The 22,880-nt window shown below is 62.6% G+C and carries 20 protein-coding genes; 11 read left to right on the top strand and 9 right to left on the bottom strand.

Annotated elements, in window-relative coordinates:
* Position 1: 1 nt before the first annotated feature.
* Positions 2-916 carry a LysR family transcriptional regulator gene (locus C5750_RS17270; protein WP_105735167.1) on the bottom strand — a complete coding sequence of 305 codons (915 nt, stop codon included), beginning with the start codon at positions 914-916 and terminating at the stop codon, positions 2-4.
* Positions 917-1,050: 134 nt separating this feature from the next.
* On the opposite strand from C5750_RS17270, the gene C5750_RS17265 reads away from it, so the two are divergent.
* Both C5750_RS17265 and guaD read left to right on the top strand, forming a co-directional pair.
* The gene (locus C5750_RS17265) at positions 1,051-2,292 is read left to right on the top strand and encodes a urate hydroxylase PuuD (protein WP_105735166.1); all 1,242 of its coding nucleotides are present in this window, start codon (positions 1,051-1,053) and stop codon (positions 2,290-2,292) included.
* Positions 2,289-3,644: a guanine deaminase gene (guaD, locus tag C5750_RS17260; RefSeq protein ID WP_105735165.1), complete on the top strand. Its 1,356-nt coding sequence runs from the start codon at positions 2,289-2,291 to the stop codon at positions 3,642-3,644. Before C5750_RS17265 ends, guaD begins: the two co-directional genes overlap by 4 nt.
* Before the next feature lie 43 nt (positions 3,645-3,687).
* Here the strand turns inward: guaD and C5750_RS17255 are convergent, their stop codons facing one another.
* Positions 3,688-4,518, bottom strand: a complete 831-nt coding sequence (locus tag C5750_RS17255) for an IclR family transcriptional regulator (RefSeq protein ID WP_130502113.1) — start codon at positions 4,516-4,518, stop codon at positions 3,688-3,690.
* Between the two features lie 166 nt (positions 4,519-4,684).
* On the opposite strand from C5750_RS17255, the gene gcl reads away from it, so the two are divergent.
* Genes gcl through C5750_RS17235 form a run of 4 tightly spaced genes read left to right on the top strand, consistent with a single transcriptional unit; the run spans position 4,685 to position 9,522 of the window.
* Entirely contained in the window at positions 4,685-6,469 is a 1,785-nt protein-coding gene (gene gcl, locus C5750_RS17250; RefSeq protein ID WP_105735394.1) for a glyoxylate carboligase, read from the top strand.
* A 25-nt stretch (positions 6,470-6,494) separates the two neighbouring features.
* The gene (hyi, locus tag C5750_RS17245) at positions 6,495-7,310 is read left to right on the top strand and encodes a hydroxypyruvate isomerase (RefSeq protein ID WP_105735163.1); all 816 of its coding nucleotides are present in this window, start codon (positions 6,495-6,497) and stop codon (positions 7,308-7,310) included.
* A gap of 4 nt (positions 7,311-7,314) precedes the next feature.
* Positions 7,315-8,199, top strand: a complete 885-nt coding sequence (locus tag C5750_RS17240) for a 2-hydroxy-3-oxopropionate reductase (RefSeq protein WP_105735162.1) — start codon at positions 7,315-7,317, stop codon at positions 8,197-8,199.
* A 33-nt stretch (positions 8,200-8,232) separates the two neighbouring features.
* Complete coding sequence (locus tag C5750_RS17235) at positions 8,233-9,522, top strand: glycerate kinase type-2 family protein (RefSeq protein ID WP_105735161.1); 1,290 nt, start codon at positions 8,233-8,235, stop codon at positions 9,520-9,522.
* Here the strand turns inward: C5750_RS17235 and C5750_RS17230 are convergent.
* Both C5750_RS17230 and C5750_RS17225 read right to left on the bottom strand, forming a co-directional pair.
* Positions 9,504-9,671, bottom strand: a complete 168-nt coding sequence (locus C5750_RS17230; RefSeq protein WP_105735392.1) for a DUF1127 domain-containing protein — start codon at positions 9,669-9,671, stop codon at positions 9,504-9,506. The genes C5750_RS17235 and C5750_RS17230 overlap by 19 nt on opposite strands.
* A gap of 131 nt (positions 9,672-9,802) precedes the next feature.
* Positions 9,803-10,255, bottom strand: a complete 453-nt coding sequence (locus tag C5750_RS17225) for an Lrp/AsnC family transcriptional regulator (protein WP_105735160.1) — start codon at positions 10,253-10,255, stop codon at positions 9,803-9,805.
* A 122-nt stretch (positions 10,256-10,377) separates the two neighbouring features.
* Here C5750_RS17225 and C5750_RS17220 point away from each other — a divergent pair, with 122 nt between their 5' ends.
* Positions 10,378-13,431: an aminotransferase class III-fold pyridoxal phosphate-dependent enzyme gene (locus tag C5750_RS17220; RefSeq protein WP_105735159.1), complete on the top strand. Its 3,054-nt coding sequence runs from the start codon at positions 10,378-10,380 to the stop codon at positions 13,429-13,431.
* Positions 13,432-13,518: 87 nt separating this feature from the next.
* The gene (locus C5750_RS17215) at positions 13,519-14,535 is read left to right on the top strand and encodes an amino acid ABC transporter substrate-binding protein (RefSeq protein ID WP_105735158.1); all 1,017 of its coding nucleotides are present in this window, start codon (positions 13,519-13,521) and stop codon (positions 14,533-14,535) included.
* Between the two features lie 55 nt (positions 14,536-14,590).
* Here C5750_RS17215 and C5750_RS17210 read toward each other — a convergent pair whose 3' ends face one another.
* The 5 genes from C5750_RS17210 to C5750_RS17190 all read right to left on the bottom strand — a co-directional run bounded on the left by C5750_RS17210 (position 14,591) and on the right by C5750_RS17190 (position 20,074).
* Positions 14,591-16,138, bottom strand: coding sequence for a DHA2 family efflux MFS transporter permease subunit (locus C5750_RS17210; RefSeq protein WP_105735157.1), 1,548 nt, complete (start codon positions 16,136-16,138; stop codon positions 14,591-14,593).
* Positions 16,131-17,351, bottom strand: coding sequence for an HlyD family secretion protein (locus C5750_RS17205; RefSeq protein WP_105735156.1), 1,221 nt, complete (start codon positions 17,349-17,351; stop codon positions 16,131-16,133). The genes C5750_RS17210 and C5750_RS17205 overlap by 8 nt, the downstream gene beginning before the upstream one ends.
* Entirely contained in the window at positions 17,344-17,808 is a 465-nt protein-coding gene (locus C5750_RS17200; RefSeq protein WP_105735155.1) for a MarR family winged helix-turn-helix transcriptional regulator, read from the bottom strand. The genes C5750_RS17205 and C5750_RS17200 overlap by 8 nt, the downstream gene beginning before the upstream one ends.
* Before the next feature lie 174 nt (positions 17,809-17,982).
* On the bottom strand, positions 17,983-18,837 hold the full coding sequence (locus tag C5750_RS17195; protein WP_105735154.1) for a ferredoxin--NADP reductase: 855 nt from the start codon (positions 18,835-18,837) through the stop codon (positions 17,983-17,985).
* Between the two features lie 250 nt (positions 18,838-19,087).
* The gene (locus C5750_RS17190) at positions 19,088-20,074 is read right to left on the bottom strand and encodes an aldo/keto reductase (RefSeq protein ID WP_105735153.1); all 987 of its coding nucleotides are present in this window, start codon (positions 20,072-20,074) and stop codon (positions 19,088-19,090) included.
* 172 nt (positions 20,075-20,246) lie between these two features.
* Here C5750_RS17190 and C5750_RS17185 point away from each other — a divergent pair, with 172 nt between their 5' ends.
* The 3 genes from C5750_RS17185 to C5750_RS17175 are packed head-to-tail and all read left to right on the top strand — an operon-like array spanning position 20,247 to position 22,878.
* Entirely contained in the window at positions 20,247-21,107 is an 861-nt protein-coding gene (locus C5750_RS17185; RefSeq protein WP_245421151.1) for an ABC transporter substrate-binding protein, read from the top strand.
* Complete coding sequence (locus C5750_RS17180; RefSeq protein WP_105735151.1) at positions 21,104-22,099, top strand: FecCD family ABC transporter permease; 996 nt, start codon at positions 21,104-21,106, stop codon at positions 22,097-22,099. Before C5750_RS17185 ends, C5750_RS17180 begins: the two co-directional genes overlap by 4 nt.
* The gene (locus C5750_RS17175) at positions 22,096-22,878 is read left to right on the top strand and encodes an ABC transporter ATP-binding protein (protein WP_105735150.1); all 783 of its coding nucleotides are present in this window, start codon (positions 22,096-22,098) and stop codon (positions 22,876-22,878) included. The genes C5750_RS17180 and C5750_RS17175 overlap by 4 nt, the downstream gene beginning before the upstream one ends.
* Positions 22,879-22,880 lie beyond the last annotated feature (2 nt).

The raw sequence follows: 22,880 nt of genomic DNA, 5'->3' as shown, positions 1-22,880 counted from the left end.
CCTATTCGAGCATGGCGCTGATCAGGCGCTGGCAGCGCTCGGTCATGAAATCGATCATCAGCCGCACCTTCGGGTCCTGGAACCGCTTGTGCGGATAGATCGCCGCAAGCTGGATGCTGACCGGTGGCGTATTCTCAAGGATCGGCTGCAATGTCCCGTCATTGATATGGTTTTTGACCTCGAAGAGCGGCTTGTTGATGATGCCGCGGCCATCGAGCGCCCAGCGGGTCAAAACATCCCCGTCGTCGGAATCATAGGGGCCGCTGACCTCCAGCTTGCGCGGGCCTTCCGGCGTCTGCAGCGTCCAGTAATATTCCTTGGAGCCGGGATAGCGCAGAAGCAGGCAATCGTGATGCCCGGTTATGAGTTCGTCCGGGCTGGCCGGGATGCCGCGCTTGGCAAGGTAGTCCGGCGAGGCGCAGATCACCCGCTCGCAATTCATGATGCCGCGCATGCGCAGATTGGAATCTTCGAGAATGCCGAGCTTGAAGGCGACGTCGACGCCCTCGCTCATGATGTCGATATTGTGGTCCGACAATCGCAGCCGCACCTCGATATCCGGATATTTGTCGTGGAATTCCGGCACGCCGGAGGCAATCAGCCGGCGGCCGATGCCGAGCGGCGCGGTGATGCGGATGGCACCCTTCGGCTTTTGCGACAGGTCGGCAATCGCCGCTTCCGCCTCGTTGATGGCCTCAATGATCTTGACCGCCCCTTCATAGAAGACGCGGCCATGCTCGGTCGGCGTCAGCTTGCGCGTGGTGCGGTTGAAAAGGCGCACGCCGAGATAGCGCTCCAGTTCCTTGATGCGGTTGCTGGCGACAGCCGGGGACGCCCGCTGGTCCCGGCCGGCGGCAGAAAGGTTTCCCAGTTCGACGACGCGAACGAAAACACGAAGATTATCGAAATATGACATGGTTCCCACCCCTGTCTTACACCGTTCCATGCTGTAGCATTTTATAGTTTTTTTTGAAAGAGATGGGCGATTTATGGCGTTTTCCTGCGGCTCAGGCTTTGGCACATACTCTTTCGCATAAAAGGGAGAGCCGCATGTATGAATATGCCATAGCCTGGGAATGGCTGAATTTTGCCGTCCGCTGGTTGCACGTGATCACCGGCATTGCGTGGATCGGCTCGTCATTCTATTTCGTGGCGCTTGACCTTGGCCTGCGGCAGCGTCCGGACCTTCCCGCCGGTGCCCATGGCGAGGAATGGCAGGTGCATGGCGGCGGTTTCTACCACATCCAGAAATATCTGGTCGCCCCGGCGCAGATGCCCGAACATCTGACCTGGTTCAAATGGGAATCCTATGCGACATGGCTGTCCGGCTTCGCCATGCTGTGCATCGTCTATTATGCCGGCGCCGACCTCTACCTGATCGATCCGCATGTGCTCGATGTGTCGCGCCCGGTGGCCATCGCGATCTCGCTGGCCTCGATCTTCGGCGGCTGGGTGGTCTATGACACGATCTGCAAGTCGCCGCTGGGCCGCAACGATACGCGGCTGATGGTGCTGCTCTATTTCGTTCTGGTGGGCATGGCCTGGGGCTATACGCAGCTGTTCACCGGCCGCGCCGCCTTTCTGCATCTGGGCGCCTTCACGGCGACGATCATGTCGGCAAACGTGTTCATGATCATCATTCCCAACCAGAAGAAGGTGGTTGCGGACCTCATTGCCGGCAAGACGCCGGACCCCAAGCTCGGCAAGCAGGCCAAGCAGCGCTCCACCCACAACAATTACCTGACGCTGCCGGTGCTGTTCCTGATGCTGTCGAACCATTATCCGCTGGCATTCGGCACCCAGTACAACTGGATCATCGCCTCGCTGGTGTTCCTGATGGGCGTCACCATCCGCCACTGGTTCAACACGCGCCACGCCCGCAAGGGTGACCCGACCTGGACGTGGCTTGTCACCGCCATCCTGTTCATCGTCATCATGTGGCTGTCGACGGTGCCGAAGATCCTGTCGGGAGGCCCGGCTGCCGACAAGGTATCGGCCGTGCAGCAGCCCTTCATCGCCGCGGCGGAATTTCCCAAGGTGCGCGATACGGTCCTCGGCCGCTGCTCCATGTGCCACGCCAAGGAGCCGGGCTGGGAAGGGCTTGTCGCCCCGCCCAAGGGCGTGATGCTGGAAACCGATGGCCAGATCGCCGCGCATGCCCGCGAGATCTATCTCCAGGCGGGGCGCTCGCACGCCATGCCGCCGGCCAACGTGACCGCCATCTCCAGCGAGGAGCGGCAATTGCTGGCCAAATGGTATGAGAACACAGTCAAGGGAGGAACAATCCAATGAGCCAACTGCTGCTGCGCGGCCGGGTGCTGACCTTCACCGATGCGCCGAAGAGCATCGACGACACGGCGTCCTATTCCTATTTTGAAGATGGTGCCGTTCTCATCGAAAACGGCAGGGTTGTCCGCGTCGGCGACCATGCGGCGCTTGCGCCTCTGGCGGGGCCGCAGGCGGAGATCGTCGATCACCGCCCGCATCTGATCCTGCCCGGTTTCATCGACACGCATCTGCACTTCCCGCAGACGCAGGCCATCGCCTCCTACGGGGCGCAGCTGCTGGAATGGCTCAATACCTACATCTTCGTTGAAGAGCAGAAGTTCGCGTCTTCAGCCCATGCCGATTTCATCGCCGGGCGCTTCATGGACGAACTCCTGCGCAACGGCACCACCTCGGCGGTTGCCTATTGCTCGGTGCATCCGGAAAGCGTCGATGCTTATTTTGCGGCAGCGGAAAAGCGCAACATGCTGATGATCGGCGGCAAGGTCATGATGGACCGCAATGCGCCGGAAGGGCTGCGCGACACGGCGCAGACCGGTTACGACGAGACCAAGGCGCTGATCGCGAAATGGCACGGCCGGGGCCGGGCGCACTATGCCATCAGCCCGCGCTTTGCCATCACCTCGACCCCCGAGCAGATGGAGATGAGCCGGGTTCTCGTGCGCGAACATCCCGAATGCTACGTGCAGACGCACCTGTCGGAAAACCGCGACGAGGTTGCCTATGCAACCTCGCTTTACCCCGCCGCCAAGGATTATACCGACATCTATGCCGGCTATGATCTTCTGGGCAAAAAGATGCTGCTCGGGCACTGCATCTACCTGTCCGACCGGGAAATTGCGGTGCTGGCCGAAACCGGGTCCGTGGCGGTCTTCTGCCCGACCTCCAATCTGTTCCTCGGCAGCGGCCTGTTCGACCGCGACCGGTTCCAGACGCTGGGCGCGCGGTTTTCCGTGGCGACGGATGTCGGCGGCGGCACCAGCTTCTCCATGCTGGAGACAATGGCCGAAGCCTACAAGGTACTGCACGTGCAGGGCCAGCGCCTCTCGCCCTTCGCGTCCTATTACATGATGACGCTCGGCAATGCGCGGGCACTCGGCCTTGAAGACCGGATCGGATCGCTGCATGCGGGTGCCGATGCGGATATCACGGTTCTCGACAGCCGCGCCAAGCCGGCGATGGAATTGCGCATGCGCACGGCAACGACGCTCGCCGAAGAGCTGTTCATCCTGCAGACCATGGGGGATGACCGTTCGGTGGCCGAGGTCTATGTAGCGGGCAAGCCGATGAAGAGCAGGCTCGACAAACATCCGGCGGCGGGCCCCGCCCGGTCAGCGGCCGATCTGCAGATCGCCTGAGGATGACGAAAAGGGGGCCAGCGGCCCCCTTTTGCTTTCCCCGCTAGAGTTCGTGCGGTTTGCGGCCGCCCATGGCCTGCGTCAGTTCATCGGCGGTCCGGTGGATGACCGGTCCAAACACATCCAGCTTGTTCTTGGGCAGGCGCACGGCCGGGCCTGAAATTGAAATCCCGGCAATGGCTTCCCCGTGTTCATTGAAGACGGGTGCTGCGATGCAGCGCATGCCGAGCGTGTGCTCCTCATCATCGATCGACCAGCCGCGTGCGCGGATCTGCTGGATGTCCTTCAGGAGAGCGGGCAGCGTATCGAGCGTGTGGGCGGTGAAATGCGCCAGCGTCTTGCCGCTGAGCATCTGGCCGATATCGGTGTCCGACCAGGTCGACAGGATCGCCTTGCCGATGCCCGATGCATGGATGGGGCCGCGCCGTCCCGGCCGGAAGAAGGCGCGCATCGGCGCATGGCTCTCGATCTGCGAAATGAAGACCACATCGCCTTCATCCTCGATGGCGACATTGGCTGTCTCCCCGCACGCGTCCATCAGCCTTTTCAGGAATGGCCGGCTGATGCTGCCAAGCTTGCGGTAGCGCAGGAAGGCATTGCCGATTTCAAAAGCTCGCACGCCGACCGTCCATTCGCCGGATTCCGGGTCATGCGCGAGCATGCCGTGATTGGCAAGCGATGTCAGCAGCCGGTGAACGGTCGATGGCGCCATTCCGGTATGGTCGGCAAGGTCGGTCAGCGTCGATCCGTCATTGTCGGCGACGATGCTGAGCAGATGGAGGCTGCGGTCAAGCACCTGAACCGAGGACGGCACGGCATTCTCGCCCGCCTTGCGTCCCCGCCTGCCTTTCGCTGCTGTCGACTGTGAGGCCATGCTGGCATCTTCCCCTTGCATTACGATGCATTGGCATAATCCGGCGCCGTTGATTTTACCAGTTTTATTGAAAATCTTTATTTCCATATCATGAGAATGATTTCCAGAAATTCATTGTGTGATTCATGAAACGGATTATGATCTCACTAAATACGGAGGAATGATCATGACCAAAATGCGTGCTGTCGATGCTGCGGTTCTCATCCTGGAAAAGGAGGGGATCGATTGCGCTTTCGGTGTGCCGGGCGCTGCCATCAACCCGTTCTATTCGGCGCTACGCGCCCGCGGTTCGGTCCGCCATATCCTGGCGCGCCACGTCGAGGGCGCTTCGCACATGGCCGAGGGCTATACCCGCGCCAATCACGGCAATATCGGCGTGTGCATCGGCACCTCGGGCCCGGCCGGTACCGATATGATCACCGGTCTGTACTCGGCCTCGGCCGATTCCATTCCCATTTTGTGCATTACCGGGCAGGCGCCGCGCGCCCGTCTCGACAAGGAGGATTTTCAGGCCGTCGACATCGCCTCCATCGCCAAGCCGGTGACCAAATGGGCGGTGACCGTGATGGAACCCGCTTTGGTGCCCTACGTCTTCCAGAAGGCCTTTCACATCATGCGGTCGGGCCGTCCGGGTCCGGTGCTGATCGACCTGCCGCTGGATGTGCAGCTGGCGGAAATCGAGTTCGACGCCGACACCTACGAACCGCTCGAACCGTACAAGCCCGCCGCAACGCGGGCGCAGGTGGAAAAGGCGCTTGCCATGCTCAATGCGGCGGAACGGCCGCTGATCGTGGCGGGTGGCGGCATCATCAATGCGGATGCCTCCGATCTCCTGGTGGAGTTTGCCGAAATCACCGGCGTTCCCGTCATCCCGACATTGATGGGCTGGGGAACGATCCCGGACGATCACCGGCTGACGGCGGGCATGTGCGGCCTGCAGACCTCGCACCGCTACGGCAATGCCACGCTGCTGGCATCGGACTTCGTGCTGGGCATCGGCAACCGCTGGGCCAACCGCCACACGGGCAATGTCGCGACCTATACGGAAGGGCGCACATTCGTGCATGTCGACATCGAACCGACCCAGATCGGCCGTGTCTTCGCGCCGGATTTCGGCATTGTCTCGGATGCGGGCAAGGCGCTGAAGCTGTTCCTCGACGTGGCCACCGAATGGAAGGCCGCGGGCAAGTTGCGCGACTGGTCGGCATGGGCGCGGGAATGCCAGGAGCGCAAGCGTACCCTGCTGCGCAAGACGCATTTCGACCAGACGCCGCTCAAGCCGCAGCGCGTCTACGAGGAGATGAACAAGGCGTTCGGCCGCGATACCTGCTATGTCACGACCATCGGCCTCAGCCAGATTGCCGGAGCGCAGTTCCTGCATGTCTACCGCCCGCGCAACTGGATCAATTGCGGCCAGGCCGGGCCCCTCGGCTGGACCTTGCCCGCTGCCCTTGGCGTGCGTGCCGCCGATCCGCACCGGCCGATCGTGGCGCTCTCCGGCGACTATGATTTCCAGTTCATGATCGAGGAACTGGCCGTCGGCGCCCAGCACAAGCTGCCCTATCTGCACGTGGTCGTGAACAATTCCTATCTCGGGCTGATCCGTCAGGCGCAGCGCGGCTTCAACATGGATTTCGAAGTGTCGCTTGCTTTCGACAACATCAATGCGTCTGATGATGCGGAGAAGGGCTACGGCGTCGACCACGTGGCGGTGGCCGAAGGTCTCGGCTGCAAGGCCATCCGCGTGCGCAGCCCCAACCAGTTTGCCGATGCGTTTGCACAGGCGCAGGCGCTGATGGACGAGCACCAGGTGCCGGTGGTCATCGAGTTCATCCTCGAGCGGGTGACCAATATCTCCATGGGCGCCGACATCAATGCGGTGGTCGAGTTCGAGGAGCTGGCCGAGCAGAAGCAGGATGCGCCGACCGCCGTCGCGGCATTCCTTGACTGACATTCACTGACTTTCCGGAGGTCCCATGCCAAAATTTGCAGCCAATCTGACCATGCTCTTCAACGAGGTTCCGTTTCTCGACCGCTTTGCACTGGCCAGCCAGGCGGGTTTCGATGCGGTGGAATATCTCTTCCCCTATGAGTTCGATGCCGCCGTTCTCAAACGGAAACTTGGCGAACACCGGCTGGTGCAGGTGCTGCACAATCTTCCGGCCGGCAACTGGGCGGGCGGCGAGCGCGGCATTGCGGTGCTGCCCGACCGCATCGATGAATTCCGGCGCGGCGTTGCTACGGCCATCGACTATGCCACCGAGCTGGGGTGCAGGCAGATCAACTGCCTTGCCGGCATTGCGCCGGTCGGGCTGGCGCAGGACGTGCTGCGCACGACCTTCGTGCATAATCTGCGCCTGGCGGCGCAGGAGCTTGCCAGACATCAGATCCGCCTGCTGATCGAGCCGATCAACCCCTATGATATTCCCGGCTTCTACCTGAATACCGTGGAACAGGCCGCATCGATCATCGACGAGGTCGGCAGCGACAATCTCTTCATCCAGTACGATCTCTATCACCAGCAGCGCACGCGCGGCGAACTGGTGGCGACCTATCAGCGCCACAAGGACCGCATTGCCCATATCCAGCTGGCCGACAATCCCGGCCGGAACGAGCCGGGCACGGGCGAGATCAATTATCCCTTCGTGTTCGAGGCACTGGACGAGGCCGGTTACACCGGCTGGATCGGCTGCGAATACAAACCAAAGACTGAAACGCAACGCGGGCTGGGCTGGCTGAAGGATTTTTCCGACGCACAGAAATCCGCCGACATCTTGAGAATGAGGAGCTGAGGACATGGCTGACATAGGTTTCATCGGACTGGGCATCATGGGAACGCCCATGGCACGTCACCTGCAGGATGCGGGGCATGACGTCTACACCTCGAAATTCTTCATCGAGCCGCGCCCGGAACTGGTCGAGAACGGCCTGAAGATCGTTGAAAGCCCGAAAGCTCTGGCGGAAAAGACGGATATCATCATCCTGATGCTGCCGGACACGCCGGAGGTCAAGGACGTGCTCTTCGGCGAAAACGGCGTGGTCTTCGGCTTGAAGCCGGGCAAGCTCGTCATCGACATGAGCTCGATCTCGCCGATCGAGACGAAGGAGTTTGCCAAAAGGGTTCGCGAGACGGGCAGCGAATATATCGATGCGCCGGTGTCCGGCGGCGAAGTGGGCGCCAGGAACGCCACGCTCAGCATTATGGCGGGCGGCGAGCAAAGCGCCTTCGACCGGGCCCTGCCGCTGTTCAAGCTGATGGGCAAGAACATCACGCTTGTCGGCGATTGCGGCGACGGCCAGGTGACCAAGGTTGCCAACCAGATCATCGTTGCCCTGACCATCGAAGCCATTTCCGAAGCGCTGGTGCTGGCGTCGAAGGCGGGTGCCGATCCGGCGCGGGTGCGCGAGGCGCTGATGGGCGGCTTCGCCTCCTCGCGCATTCTCGAACTGCATGGCGAGCGGATGATCAAGCGGACATTCGAACCGGGCTTCCGCATCTCGCTGCACCAGAAGGACCTCAACCTGGCCTTGCAGAGTGCCAAATCGCTCGGCGTCTCGCTGCCCAACACGGCATCGACGCAGGAATTGTTCAACAGCTGCGCGGCGAACGGCGACAGCGGTCTCGACCACTCCGGACTGGTCAAGGCGCTGGAGCGCATCGCCAATCACGCGGTCGCCTGAGGCCGGCGGACAAGGGTCTGGGGACGGACAATAATGACATTGAAAACCGCCCCCAGGGCATTCCTGAAATCCCTGTTTGACGCCGCCGTGGCGGCGGCGCAGGCCGAGCGCACCGTTGCCGCCAACCTGCCGGAAAGGCCCAAGGGCCGGACCATCGTCATCGGTGCGGGCAAGGGCTCGGCGCAGATGGCGCGGGCTTTTGAGAAGGCCTGGGATGGCCCGCTGCAAGGGGTTGTGGTCACCCGTTACGGTTTCGGCGTGGGGTGCGAGCAAATCGAGATCATCGAGGCGGCGCACCCGGTGCCCGATGCGGCGGGACTGAAGGCCACGGCGCGACTGTTCGCGGCGGTTGCCGGTCTGACCGAGGACGATCTTGTCGTGGCGCTGATATCGGGCGGCGGTTCGGCGCTGTTGCCGGCACCGCCGGACGGCATGACACTCGACGACGAGATTGCTGTTAACAAGGCATTGCTGGCATCCGGGGCGCCGATTTCCGCGATGAACACCGTGCGCAAGCACCTTTCAACCGTCAAGGGCGGGCGGCTGGCCGCCGCCGCCTTTCCGGCGCGGGTTGTGACGCTTGTCATATCCGATATTCCCGGCGACAATCCGGCGCTGGTCGCGTCGGGGCCGACCGTGCCGGATGACGCATCGCTGGACGATGCATTGGCGATCGTGCGCCAGTACAACCTTGCATTGCCGCCCGCGGCCTTGCGGCATCTGTCGCTGGATGCGGCGCGCGCACCCCGCCCTGGCGATGCCGGGTTTGCCCGGAACACGGTCCGCATCATCGCCTCCGCAGCGGTCTCGCTCGACGCGGCTGCGGCCGAAGCGCGGCGCCAGGGCGTCGACGCCGTCATCCTGTCGGATGCCATCGAGGGCGAGGCACGGGAAGTGGCGCATGTGCACGCCGCGCTTGCCCGCGAAGTTTTGACCAGAAACCGGCCGTTCACGGCGCCGGTGATTCTCCTGTCCGGGGGAGAGACCACGGTCACCGTGCGCGGGTCCGGCAAGGGCGGGCGCAACACCGAATTTCTTCTGTCCTTGGCGCTCGACATTGCCGGAGCCGGGGGGATATCGGCGCTGGCCGCCGATACGGACGGCATCGATGGTTCGGAGGACAATGCCGGGGCCTTTGCCGATGGCAGCACCGCCGCGCGGCTGGCGGGTCTTGGGAGGGACGCGCGCGGCCTGTTGAATTTGAATGATGCGTGGTCGGCCTTCGATGCGCTCGGCGATCTCTTTGTGCCGGGCCCGACCGGCACCAATGTCAATGATTTCCGCGCTGTCTATATCAGCGGGGATCAGTTCCTTTCGCGCTGATTGCCCGAATAGGAGCGCAGGGGAATATCAAGCACATGGATCAGCGGATCAATGCCGAGGTCTGCCAATTGATCCAGCGGCAGGCTGTTGAGTTCGGCAATGGTGCGGCGCGCATTGCGCCAGGCAATATAATTCCGGTAAATGTTCATTTTCATACCTCGTCTTTGTTCGTCAAATCGACTTGCGGACAAGGCGGAGTATGCGCGGTCCGGTCAAAACCCGGTATCCCGTTTGGCCGAAGAGATTGCCCGATCCTCCGAGAGTGAGGCTGATGCAGCGGTTACGCGCCCGCGTCGCTGCCCATCCGGTCGATGTCGCGGCGCAGGATGATGGATGTGGTGACGTCATCCACTTCCTCCAGTAGCGCCACCGTATCGCGGATGGTGTTGAGGTGGTTCATCGTCGGCACCTCGACCTCGACAATCAAGTCAAGCTGGCCGCTGACCGAGGAAACGCGCCGGACTTCCGGATGGGCGGCGAGCCGGTCGAGCACGCCAAGCGCCGGGGTGCGCACCAGGCTGATCAGCAGGAAGGCGCAGATCGCGCCCTCATTCAACTGCCCGATATCGGCCCGGTAGCCGCGGATGACGCCCGACCGTTCGAGAAAGAGAATGCGCTCGCTGGTTGCGCTGCGCGACAGGCCGATCTTTCCGGCAAGCGTCTTCAGCGGAATCTTGGCATCCCGCGACAGGATACTCAGGATGTTCCGGTCCTTTTCATCGAGTTCCTTCATTGCCCTCTTCGTCCCCCCGACCAAATGCCGGTTCTGGCCGTCTTTCTGACGGTCAAACCGGCGGATTAACGGATGCCCCATTTTGAGGCCCGTGCCAAGCTCTGGTGAAAAGGAGCTGATGCATGATCAATCTGTCCCATCCGGCACCGGCATTTTCGAATGCGGACGCCCTCGCCATTGCCCGGCAGCATTTCGGCATCGAGGGCCGGATCAGTTCGCTCGCCAGCGAACGCGACCAGAATTTCCGGATCGATGCGTCCGATGGCTCCATCTGGATACTCAAGGCGGTCAATTCCAGTGAGCCGAAGGATCAGAGCGATTTCCAGACGGCGCTGCTGCATCATCTGGAAGCCAATGCCTCCGACCTGCCGGTGCCGCGCTTGCGCCGCTCGCTGGACGGACAGGTGTTGGTGCAGGTTCAATCCCCATCGGGCGAGCGGCATTGCATCCGCGTCGTGTCCTGGCAGGACGGCGATCCCCTGGCCGAACGCGAACGCACGCCGGCGGTCCTGCAAAGCCTTGGCGGCATGCTTGGGCGGCTGGACAGGGCCATGCAGGGCTTCATGCATCCCGGCGCACTCCGGACATTCGACTGGGACATGCGGGCGGCGGGCCTGTCGCGCCAGCGCCTGAAATATATCGACAATGCCGACGACCGTGCGCTGCTCGGCCGCTTCCTCGACCGGTTCGAGGCGCGGGTGGCGCCGCGCCTGCCTCGCTTACGCGCCGCCGTCATCCACAATGACGCCAATGACTGGAATGTGCTGGTCGATCCGGACAATCCGGGAAAAATTGCCGGCCTGATCGATTTCGGCGACGCGCTGCACAGCGTGCTGATCGCGGAAGTGGCGGTGGCCTGCGCCTATTCCATTCTCGATCTCGACGATCCCATCGGCGCGGCAGCCGTCATCACCGCAGGTTTCCATGGGGAATATCCCTTGCAGGAACAGGAGCTGGACCTGCTGTTCGACCTGATCGCCATGCGGCTTGTCACCAGCGTCACACTGTCGGCGCAGCGCAAGGACAAGACGGATGACAATCCCTATCTCGCCATCAGCGAGGCCCCCGCCTGGGCCTTGCTGCGGCGCCTCGATGCGATCAATCCGGGCTTTGCCACGGCGATTTTCCGCCATGCCTGCGGATATGATGCAGCGGCGGGGGCCAAGGCGGTTGCCGGCTGGATCAAGCGCAACAACCGGACATTCGCTCCCGTTCTCGCGCAGCATCCGGCCACCGCGGCCAAGGCGCTGGTTCCCTATGGCGATCCTGATAATGCCATGACCGTCTGGTCCGCCGCGCAGCAGCCTGATAAGGCAACCGCGTGGTGGGATGCCTATTGCGCGGAAAATGGCATTGCGCTCGGCATCGGGCCGTGGGGCGAAGAGCGCTCCGTCTACACCGGCCCGATGTTCGAATCGCGTTTCATTGCGGGCGAGCGGCGCACCCGGCATCTCGGTCTCGATCTCTTCATGGCTGCGGGCACGAAGCTGTTCACCCCCATCGCGGCAACTGTCGCAGAAGTCGTCATCGAGCCCGATCCGCTCGGCTATGGCTGCCTGATCAAGCTTGAGCACGCGCCGGATGGCTGCCCGCCCTTTGCAACGCTGTGGGGACATCTTGCGCATGAGGCCATGACGCGGCTGCGTCCCGGCGATGTGCTTCAAGCGGGCGATCTCGTCGGCCAAATGGGCGCGCCTGCAGAAAATGGCGGCTGGGCGCCGCATCTGCATCTGCAGCTTTCGGTCGATACATCCCTGTCGGCGACCGCCATCCTCGGCGTCGGCGAAGCGTGCTATCTCCCGGTCTGGGGCGAGCTGTTCCCGGACCCGGCCAATTTCATCGCCCTGCCACGCGAAACATTCCAGCAGACGGGGCGCAGCAGGGAGGCTATCGTCGCGGCGCGCCGCACATCGCTCCTGCCCAATCTGTCGATCTCCTATGCGGAGCCGATCAAGTTCGTGCGCGGCGAGGGTGTCTGGCTGATCGACGATCGCGGCCGGGCCTATCTCGACTGCTTCAACAATGTCTGCCATCTCGGCCATGCCCATCCGGATGTGGTGAGGGCTCTGTCATGGCAGGCGGGCCTGCTCAACACCAATACGCGCTATCTCCATGACAACATCGTCACCTATGCGGAGCGGCTGACGGCGACGCTGCCCGGTGATCTCGCGGTCGCGACCTTCGCCTGTTCGGGCAGCGAAGCCAACAGCCTGATGCTGCGGATGATGCGGGCGCATACCGGGCGCGAGGAGGCGATTGTTCTCGATTGGGCCTATCATGGCACGACGCAGGAACTGATCGATCTCAGCCCCTACAAATACAAGCGCAAGGGCGGCAAGGGCCGCAAGCCGCATGTCTATGAGGCCGCCATTCCCGATCCTTACCGCGCGCCGTCCGACTGGCCGCAGGCGGAGATTGCCAGCCGCTATGCGCAAAGCGTTGCCGAACAGATCGCGTTGATGCGCAAGGCCGGAAAAGCGCCGGGCCTGTTCCTTGCCGAGTCCATTCCGAGCGTTGCCGGTCAGGTTTTCCTGCCGGATGGTTACCTCAAAGAGGTCTACGCGATGGTGCGCGCCGCCGGCGGCATCTGCGCGGCGGATGAAGTGCAGGTCGGTTTCGGCCGCGTCGGCAGCCATTGGTGGGCGTTCGAGACGCAAGGCGTCGTGCCCGACATCGTCACCATGGGCAAGCCCATCGGCAATGGCCATCCCATGGCGGCGGTGGTGACGACGCGCGAGATCGCGGCTTCCTTCAACAATGGCATGGAATATTTCAACACGTTCGGCGGCAATCCCGTTTCCTGTGCGGTGGGCCTTGCGGTGCTCGATGTGATCGAACGCGACAATCTGCGGCAGAATGCGCTGGAGACAGGCAATTACCTGCTGCAGCGCTTCGAGGAGATGAAGGCCCGCCATGCCGTCATTGGCGATGTGCGCGGACAGGGCCTGTTTCTCGGTATCGAGCTGGTGACGGACCGCAAGAGCAAGGAGCCTGCCACACAGATTGCCCGCGCCATCAACAACGGCGCCAGAGAGCGCGGTGTCCTGATGGGAACAGAGGGACCGCACGACAACATCCTGAAGCTGCGCCCGCCGATGATTTTCAGCCGGGCCAATGCGGATTATCTGATCGACGTGTTGGAGGACACGTTCACGGCCGTCCTGGCGAAGCAGTGATCTAAAAACCGAAGAAAAGGACGAACCGCCGGGCAAGGTGTCCGGCGGGCGGGAAAGATTTATTCAATCACAATGAGGGAGAACATCATGAAACGGACTGCACTTCTGGCCCTGCTGCTGGCATCGGCAGCCTTTACCGCCACCCCGGCCAAAGCCGACACGCTGTCGGTGATCAAGGAACGCGGCCGCGTCAATTGCGGCGTCAGCCAGGGCGTTCTCGGCTTTTCCAATGCGGACAGCACGGGCAAATGGACCGGCTTCGATGTCGATTTCTGCCATGCGGTGTCAGCGGCGATTTTCGGCGACCCGGACAAGGTCAACTTCATTCCGCTTTCCACCAAGGACCGTTTCACCGCGCTGCAATCCGGCGAAGCCGATCTGTTGTCGCGCCAGACCACATGGACCTTGTCGCGCGACACCACCATGGGGCTCAAATTCGTTGGCACCGCCTATTATGACGGGCAGGGCTTCATGGTGAAGAAGTCGCTGGGCGTGAAGAGCGCAAAGGAACTCTCCGGCGCCTCGCTGTGCACCGAGACCGGCACGACAACCGAACTCAACGTCGCCGATTATTTCAAGGCGAACAACATCACCTACGAGATCGTCTCGTTCGAACGCCCGGATGAAACCATTGTCGCCCTGAACAATGGCCGCTGCGACGTCTATACGACGGATGCCTCCGCACTCTATGCGCAGAGGCTGACCCTGTCCGACCCCGAGGGGTTCATGGTATTGCCCGAGATCATTTCCAAGGAACCGCTGGGACCGGCGGTGCGCCAGGGCGATGACCGCTGGTTCAACATCGTCCGCTGGACGTTGTTTTCGCTGGTCGAGGCGGAAGAGCTGGGCATTACCAGGGACAGCATCGCCAAGCAGATGGACTCCGGCAATCCGTCGATCAAGCGCTTTCTGGGCGCCGAGGGGGATACGGGCGCGCCGCTGGGCCTCGACAAGCGCTGGATCTACAACATCGTGTCGACAACCGGCAATTACGGTGAAATGTTCGACCGCAATCTCGGCAAGGGCAGCCCCTTGAAGATCGACCGGGGCATCAACGCCCTGTGGAATGCCGGCGGCCTGATGTATGCGCTGCCAGCGCGGTAAGACGCGGTTACCGTGATGAAAGGGGCGGGTGGCCGATGGACCGCCCGCCCTTGTTTCATTCCATCACCGCATGTTCCGGCGGCGCGGCGCTCGGTGCCGGCTTGCGCAGCAGGAACACCAGCGGGATAGCCGCCAGCGACATCAGCATCAGCAGCTTGAAATCATCCATGTAGGCGATGATCGTGGCCTGCAGGGTGATGATGCCGTCAAGCGAAGCGCGGCCCGCCGCCTTCAGCGGGTCGAGATGCTGCATCACGGCAGGTGCATTGAAGGCGTGGTTGAACGGCGTGACATAGGCGGCGATCGAGGCGTGGTTGGTCTGCACATTCTCGGTGATCAACGCCGTAACGATGGAAATGCCGACGCTGGAACCGATGTTGCGCGACAGATTGTACAGGCCCGTGCCTTCGCCGCGCATGCTGGCGGGCAGGGTGGCAAAGGCAATCGTCGTCAGCGGCACGAACAGGAAGCCGAGGCCCGCACCCTGGATGAAGCCGACGGAAACGATGGTCCACTGCGATACGTCAGGCGTCCAGCCGGTCATGTCATACATGGCCCAGGCGGTCAGCCCGAGGCCGAGCACCAGGAGGAAGCGCGTATCGACCTTGCCGATGAGGCGGCCGACGATGAACATGCACACCATCGTGCCGACGCCGCGCGGGCCCATGACGATACCCGCCGTGGTGACGGGATAACCCATGAGCGTCTGCAGGTAGGGCGTCATCAGGGCAAGCGAGGCGAGATAGGTCACGCCGACGATGAAGATGAAGAACATGCTGACGGCAAAGTTCCGGTCGAGGAACAGCCTTGGATTGACGAAGGACCGTTCGGCCGTGAAGGTATGGCTGAGGAACAGGTAGAAGGCGCCGGCGCAGACCAGCGCTTCCAGCTGGATTTCGCCCGACGAAAACCAGTCGAGCTGTTCGCCGCGGTCGAGAAAAAGCTGGAGGGCGGCGATGGCGAGGCTGAGTGTGCCGAAGCCGAACCAGTCCAGCTTGGCCTTCAGCTCCCGCCCGGTTTCGGTGACGAAGGCAACGATGCCGCCGAAGGCGAGAAGGCCGATGGGAACGTTGATGTAGAACACCCAGCGCCAGCTGATATTGTCGGTCAGCCAGCCGCCGATGACGGGGCCGAGCACGGGACCGACCATGACGGAAACGCCGAACAGCGCCATGGCCGAACCGCGCTCCTCGACGGAATAGATGTCGAGAAGGATGCCTTGCGACAGCGGAACGAGCGAGGCGCCGAACAGGCCCTGCAGCAGCCGGAAAGCCACGATCTGCGGCAGCGACTGGGCAATGCCGCACAGCACCGACGCCACGACGAAACCGGCGATGGCAGTGAGCAGCACGCGCTTGCGGCCGAAGCGGGCGGCCAGAAAGCCCGATGGCGGCGTCATGATGGCGGCAGCGACGATATAGGAGGTCAGCACCCAGTTGATCTGGTCGGCGCTCGCCGCAACGCTGCCCTGGATATAGGGCAGCGCCACATTGGCGATGGTCGTGTCGAGCGCCTGCATGATCACGGCGAGAATGACACAGGCCGTGATCGCGCCGCGATTGGCAACCGGCGCGGTGCCCGGCAATGCGGCGGTGCTAGACATGATCCTTGCTGCCCAGGAGCGATTGCACGAAATGCGGCAGGCCGCGTGCATGGCCGGTATCGACTTCGGCCGTCACGCTCATGCCGACGCGCAGGGGCGGCTTGCCCGCCATGTCGTCGATGCTGACGAGCATGGGGATGCGCTGCACAACTTTAACCCAATTACCGGTTGTATTCTGTGCGGGCAGCAGCGAGAAGCTCGAGCCGGAGGCCGGGCTGATGCTGGCAACCGTGCCCTTCCATTCGACGCCCGGATAGGTGTCGACGGTGACGGTCACCGGCTGGCCGGGCTTCACATAGGTCAGCTCGGTTTCCTTGGGGCTGGCGGCGACCCACATATGGGTTGTCGAAACCAGGCTGAAACCGGCCTGCGAGGCCTGAAGATAGGCGCCGACCTGCAGCGAACTGACATTGGTCACGATCCCGTCAAAGGGTGCGCGCACGGTGGTCGCGTCAAAATCGTGCTGGGCCTTATCGACGGTTGCCTTTGCGGCGAGATAGGACGGATTCTGCTCGACCGGCTGGTCGGCATTGTTGCCCAATTGGGCGAGCGTGGTGGCGGCCTGCGCCCTGGCGACATCGACCTTCTGCTGCGCCGCATCCAGATCATGCTTGGCCTGATCATAGGTGGCCTTGGAAACGGCAGCGGTATTGGTCAGGTCCGCCTGGCGCTGCAGGGTCTTCTGGTAGAACGGAATGTCGGATTCCGCCTGGGCGATTTCCGCCAGCGTCTGCTTGTAGCTCGCCTGCAGGTTGAGAATCTGGTTGCGAACGGTGCCGAGCTGGGCCTGCGCGCCCTCAAGGGCGATGCGGTAGACGTCGGGGTTGACGCGGAACAGAACCTGTCCCTGCTTGACGACCTCGTTGTCATGCACATCGATGGCACTGACCAGCCCGGATATATCGGTGGAAACGCCAACCATGTCCGCCTGCACATAGGCGTTGTCGGTGGCCATGACCTGCCCGCCGGTGACGTAGAAATAGCCGCCCACCACGAGGGCAAGAGGCAGCGCGGCGAAGAGCACGGGGCGCAGGCGGTTGCGGCGGGTTTTCGGCGGCGTGATATCGGGCAGCGGCACCGGTTCGTTGACCCGTGCGGCGACAGGCGCTTCGCCGGGTGCGCCGGTCTTTTCCAGAACAGGCACGGCGTGCCCCGGTGCGGCCGGTTCGTCGGTATTGGCGGGAATGCGGGAGTTGGGAGATCCGTCAGCCATGGTGTGTCTTCCTGTCATCGACCGGTGTCTGACAGGCATCGATCAAATTGGACTTCATAAGAGTTAGAGTGCGGATGAGATGTTCGCGGTCTTCGGCCGGTACATTTTCGAGGGCTTCGGACCGGGTGACTTCGCCGATGACGCGCATATCCGCCAGATGCGGCCGCGCTTCATCGCGCAGGAACAGCAGCCAGATGCGGCGGTCGGTCGGATGCCGGCGCCGCTCGATCAGGTTGCGCTCCTGCAGCTTGTCGAGGATGCGCACCAGGGTGATCGGCTCGATCTCGAGAATCTCGGCCAGTCCGGCCTGATGAATCCCCTCATTCTTGGACAGATAAGCCAGCGTCTGCCACTGCGACCGGGTCAGGCCGAGGCATTTGGCCCGTTGTTCAAACCGCTTGCGCAGCAACCGCGCAACATCGTGCAGCAGAAAGCCAAGAGTGGGTGTGTCGTCCATGATGTGGGGTTTTGAAACTCATAAGGGTGCTTATAACATTCACACATATAGCATGTGGACTCATCTTTTAGAAGAGGCAAGGTGTCACAAGTCAGTGAGAAAATCCGCATGGCAAAATGCCCGGCCTGTTGGGGCCGGGCACGCAATTTGAAAAGAGAAAGTCTGTGGAAGGGTTTAGCCGACGAAAGCCCGCTCGACCACATAGGTCGCCGGTTTGTTGTTGGCGCCTTCGACCAGGCCGAAGGATTCCAGAATGGCCTTGGTGTCGTGGATCATGTGCATCGAACCGCAGATCATGCCGCGGTCGGTTTCAGGATCGAGCGGCGGCAGCCCGAGATCGCTGAACAGCTTGCCGCTCTGCATCAGGTCGGTGATGCGGCCCATATGGGTGAATGGTTCGCGCGTGGTCGTCGTGTAGAGCCGCAGGCTGTCGGCAGCGAATTCGCCGATCAGCGGGTCATCCTTGATGCCCTCGACCATTTCGGTGATGTATTTCAGCTCGGCAATATCCCGGCAGGTCTGGATCAGGATGACCTCTTCGAACTTTTCATAGGTTTCCGGATCGCGGATCAGGCTGGCGAAGGGGGCAACGCCGGTTCCGGTCGACAGCATGTAGAGCCGCTTGCCCGGGAGAAGCGCGTCGAGAACCAGCGTTCCCGTCGACTTCTTGCGCAGGAGCACCGTATCGCCGCGCTTGATTTTCTGCAGATGTTCGGTCAGCGGGCCGTTTTCGACCTTGATCGAGAAGAATTCGATTTCCTCGTCCCAGGACGGGCTGGCGATGGAATAGGCGCGATAGACAGGCTTTTCCGCATTGGGCAGGCCGATCATGACGAATTCGCCGGAACGGAAGCGGAAGCTTGTGGGTCGCGTGATACGGAAACGGAACAGGCGATCGGTATAGTGGCGCACCTCGGTGACCGTTTCCGCGAACACATTGTCGGGGATAGCAAATGCAACCGGTGCCGAAACGTCATCCGTTGCATGAATAGGTGCCGCCGTGACGGTCGCTGACGAAGATGCAGTCATCCCTGGGTCTCTCGCTCAATACTTCGTGTCAACACATGAAAGAGAGCCGGGCGTTGCTCCATTCATTGCCTGATTTCCGGCCGCCGCAAACGCTGGCCGGGCGCGCTGAACGCAGTCAGCGAGCCCTTATGTAATCAGATGAGCGGAATATGCAATGGCTGATATTGCAAGGCAGATCAGCAAATTAGCGCTTGCTGCCACCCGATGAAACCCATGCCGATCCTAATCCGGAGCGATCTTTTAGAAGAATTTAGCGAAGGACGAAACGTTCGCAGTCGGTGTATACAGATTCCGGGACTTTCGTGGATAAAATTTCCAGATTGCGGGTCAGGCTCGACGGCTTGGCGGTGCCGATCAAAACATTCGCCACGACCGGTTCACGGAACGGAAACTGGATGGCGGCCGCCGCCAGGGGCACATTTTCGGCCTCCGCAATGGCCTGCATGGCACGGACGCGCTCGAGAATATCCGGGGATGCCGGGCCATAGTCAAAATGCGCGCCGGGCACCGGTCCCGTCGCCAGAATGCCGGAATTGAACACGCCGCCAATGATGAGGGAGGTCCCTTGCGCCCGGCAGACGTCGAGCAGGCCGCGTTCGGCCGCGCGGTCGAGCAGGGAATAGCGCCCGGCGAGAAGAATGCCGTCAAGCGGATGCCGGGCCAGCACATCGAGGCAGACCTCGACTTCGTTCACCCCCAGCCCATAGGCGGCGATTGCCCCGGCCGATTTGAGTTCGTCCAGCGCCTTCAGGCCGCTGCCGAGCAGCTGGTCCATATAGACGGCGTTTTGTTCGGCACCATGGGTGTAGGCACCGATATCATGGATGTAGAGGATGTCGATCCGGTTCAGGCCGAGGCGCGCCAGGCTGAACTCGAAGGACCGCATGATGCCGTCATAGCTGTAGTCATAGTCGACAGCGAAGGGCAGGGGATCGACGTAGGAATGATCGGGGACCTGATCCTCCGGCACCGGGCGCATGAGGCGGCCGACCTTTGTCGAAAGCACATAGCTGTCGCGCGGCTTGTCGCGCAGGAAGTCGCCGGTGCGGCGTTCCGACAGGCCGAAGCCGTAAAACGGCGCCGTGTCGAAATAGCGTATGCCGGCATCCCACGCGGTCTGCAGGGTTTCCATTGCGGCCTCGCGCGTGCATTCACGATACAGCCCGCCAATTGCCGCGCCGCCGAAGCCGATTTCAGTGACGGCCAGCGGCGTTTTACCAATGTTGCGAATGTCCAATTTTCTCTCCCGGAATCTGTGCCATGGTGGAAGCCGCAAAACGGGATGTCAACCGGCGGGACGATGGATATGCCGCAGGAATGACTATACGCCGGACGATATTGATGGCAGCTATAGGAAGGCTGCCGCATGCTGCATGCGGCCCTATCGATTGCCAGGGGAGTTTCTGGGCGTGAGCAGGGGATACAGATGGGCTGTCGGCGCAGGTGTGGCGTGGCTGGCATCCGCCATTGCGCTGCTTGGCGCTGCCGATTCCGCTTCAGCCGAAGCACCGGCGCGCGTCGTTTCCATGAACCTGTGCACCGATCAGCTGGCGATGCTGCTGGCGTCTGGCGGGCAACTCGTTTCCGTGTCCTATCTCGCGGGGGACGCGACCGTATCGGTTCTGGCCGGGGATGCGGGGGCGTTTGCGCTCAATCATGGTCAGGCGGAAGAGATATTCCTGATGCAGCCGGACCTTGTCCTGACCAGCACCTATACCACGCGGGCGACGGCCGGTATTCTCAAGCGGCTGGGATTTCGCGTCGAGGAATTCCCGCCGGAAGCCTCCTTCGACGATATCCGCGCCAATGTACGGCGGATGGGCGCCCTGCTCGGCCGTCAGGCCAGGGCGGAAGAACTCCTGGGCGCGATGGACGCTGCGCTGGCAGATATTCCGGCGCGCAGCGCCGATGCACCCACCGTCGCGCTCTATTATGCCAACCAGATTACCTCGGGCCGCAACACGCTGGCGGGGGACGTGGTCAACCGGGCGGGACTGGTCAATATGGGCGAAAAGCTCGGCCTCGATGGCACGCAAAAGCTGTCACTCGAACAACTGGTGATGGCCAAGCCGGACCTGATTGCCACCCACAACGCCTATCCGGCGCCCGCCCTTGCCTATGACGCGCAGCTCCATCCGGCGTTCCGGGCGGCGCTGCAGGGGAAGAACCCCATCGATATCCCCGACAAATACTGGATATGCGGCGGGCCGTTCACCGTGGAGGCCGTCAAGCTGCTGTCGGATGCAGCCCGGCGGGAAGGCCCCAGATGAAGGATCGCTACCGTCTTTTGCTGTGCGGGCTTGCGCTGTTGACCCTTGTCCTGTTCGTGCTGTCGCTGCTCGCCGGTCCGGCCGCACTGGGCGTGTCCGACAGTATTCGCGCCCTGCTGACGGGACAGGGCGATGCCATCGTCATCGTCATGCGGGAAATACGGCTGCCGCGCGCGCTGCTCGGCCTGATGATCGGGGCGACCCTCGGGCTCTCCGGTGCGGTGCTGCAGGGCTATCTGCGCAATCCGCTGGCGGAACCGGGCCTTCTCGGGGTGAGTGCGTCGGCATCCCTCGGCGCGGTGATCGCCATCTATACGGGCCTATCCCTCGTTTTCCCGCTTGCCCTGCCGCTGATGGCGCTGGCAGGCGCCGTTCTCGCCGTCTTCCTGGTGCAGGCGCTGGCCGGCCGTGGTGCGGGCACGCTCACCGTCATTCTCGCCGGTGTCGCCGTTTCGAGCTTTGCCGGGGCGATGACCACGCTGGCGCTGAACCTGTCACCCAACCCGTTTGCGGCGATGGAGATCGTCTACTGGATGCTGGGATCCCTCACGGACCGCTCCATGCTGCATGTTGAGCTTGCCGCCCCGTTCATCCTTGCCGGCTGGGTGCTGCTGTTCAGCCTCGGCCGTTCGCTCGACGCCCTGACATTGGGGCCCGATGCCGCCGCCAGCATGGGCATCAACATCCGGCGGGTGCAGTTCTTCGCCATTCTGGGCACGGCTGCGTCGGTCGGGGCGGCCACCGCCGTTGCCGGTGCCATCGGCTTCATCGGCCTCATCGTGCCGCATGTGCTGCGGCCGCTGGCGGGGGGACGGCCGTCGCGCCTGCTTCCGGTGAGTGCGCTCGGCGGCGCCTCGATGCTGATGGCTGCCGATATTCTCGTGCGTCTGATCGCGCCGGGCAGGGATTTGAAGCTTGGCGTCCTGACGGCCATGATCGGCGCACCCTTCTTCCTGTGGCTGGTGTTCCGCACGCGAAGGACGCTGATATGACGATCCTCAGCCTGTCCCATGTCCATGCCTCGCTCGGTTCCAGAGCCGTCCTGCACGATGTGTCGCTCGACGTTCGCGCCGGTGAATTTGTCGGGCTGATCGGTCCGAACGGTGCGGGCAAGTCGACCCTTCTGCGGAGCATTCTTGGCCTGGTGCCGTCGAGCGGCGACATCGGCATTGCCGGAAAACCGGCGAGGCGGATGAATAACCGGGAGCGGGCGAGGCACGTCGCCTATCTGCCGCAGGACCGCGAAATCGCCTGGGCCATGCCGGTGGAAGACCTCGTCGCGCTCGGCCGCACGCCCTACCGCCGCGAATTTTCCCGGCCAAGCGCGCATGATGCGGCGCTGGTCGAACAGGCGATGCAGCGGATGGATGTTCAGCAGCTCCGCCATCGTTCGGCTCTCGCGCTTTCCGGCGGTGAACAGGCGCGGGTGCTGATTGCCCGTGCCCTGGCGCAGGACGCGGCGCTCCTGCTTGCGGATGAACCGGCGGCGGGGCTCGATCCGGCGCATCAGATCGGTCTGATGCAATCGCTCGCCGATCTGGCAGGCAAAGGGTCTGCGGTGGTGGCATCCCTGCACGATCTTGGCCTCGCCGCAGGCTGGTGCACCCGGCTGGTTCTCATCCATGCCGGCCGGATCGTTGCCGACGGCCGGCCCGCCGAGGTGCTGACGGCCGATCACATGCGCCGGATCTATGGCGTCGAGGCCTATCTCCAGGCAACGGAGCAGGGATTGATCGTCCAGCCCGTCGCACTTGCCGGCATGCCGGAGTGACA

It is taken from the genome of Phyllobacterium myrsinacearum (genome assembly GCF_002980555.1).
In the GTDB taxonomy this organism is placed as follows: Bacteria; Pseudomonadota; Alphaproteobacteria; order Rhizobiales; family Rhizobiaceae; genus Phyllobacterium; species Phyllobacterium myrsinacearum.
This window is presented reverse-complemented; position numbering and strand designations above follow the sequence as displayed.